Source organism: Streptomyces sp. NPDC058955, assembly GCF_042741435.1.
Lineage (GTDB): Bacteria > Actinomycetota > Actinomycetes > Streptomycetales > Streptomycetaceae > Streptomyces.
On the sequence record NZ_JBHYKM010000023.1, the window covers coordinates 75,134 to 75,897 of the forward strand.

1 protein-coding gene is annotated in these 764 nt (G+C 69.2%); it reads left to right on the plus strand.

What is annotated here, in order from left to right; genetic code table 11:
- Positions 1–133: 133 nt before the first annotated feature.
- Complete coding sequence (locus tag ACFW1I_RS12260) at positions 134–580, plus strand: DUF2550 domain-containing protein (RefSeq protein WP_150233122.1); 447 nt, start codon at positions 134–136, stop codon at positions 578–580.
- The last annotated feature ends 184 nt before the right edge of the window (positions 581–764 follow it).

Genomic DNA, 764 nt, shown 5'->3' on the forward strand with positions numbered 1-764 from the left:
CTCTCTGCGCCACCACCCGGGCCCCGGCTTTCTTTGTACAACCCGTCCCCGCGGCTGAGGCGATGCAGATGCAGGTTGTATTCGGTGAGGCCGGCGGCGCCGGTCACGGGACGCAGCGAGGAGGTCGGTGAAGATGTTCCTCGCGCTGCTCGTGTGCGGCCTGGTCGTCGCACTGGTGGTGATCGGGCTCTTCGTCTTCGGCTTGCGCCGCAGGCTGATCCAGCGGGCCGGCGGCACCTTCGACTGTTCGCTGCGCTGGGACGTCCCGGAGGAGCCGGACCTGTCCGGCAAGGGCTGGGTGTACGGCGTGGCCCGGTACAGCGGTGACGAGATCGCCTGGTTCCGGGTCTTCTCGTACGCGCCCCGGCCGCGCCGGTTCCTGGAGCGTTCGGCCATCGTGGCCCTGGAGCGCCGGATGCCGGAGGGCGAGGAGGAGCTGGCGCTCCTGTCCGACTCGGTGATCCAGCCCTGCATGTACAACGGGGTCCGGCTGGAGCTCGCGATGAGCGAGGACGCCCGGACCGGCTTCATGGCGTGGCTGGAGGCGGCGCCTCCGGGCCAACGGGTGAATGTGGCCTGATCGGCCCCGTTGGATGGGGGTCCCCCCGGACGAAGTCTGGGGGAGGGTGAACGTCGCCTAGGACGTGTGAAGCGGGGGGACGGTGTGCTGCACCCTCCCCCCCCCTCGTGGGTCCCCGGGTGGTAGCTAAGTGCGCCGTTTATTGCGTTTAAGTGCTCGCCCTTCGTGGGGTGACCCCGGTAAA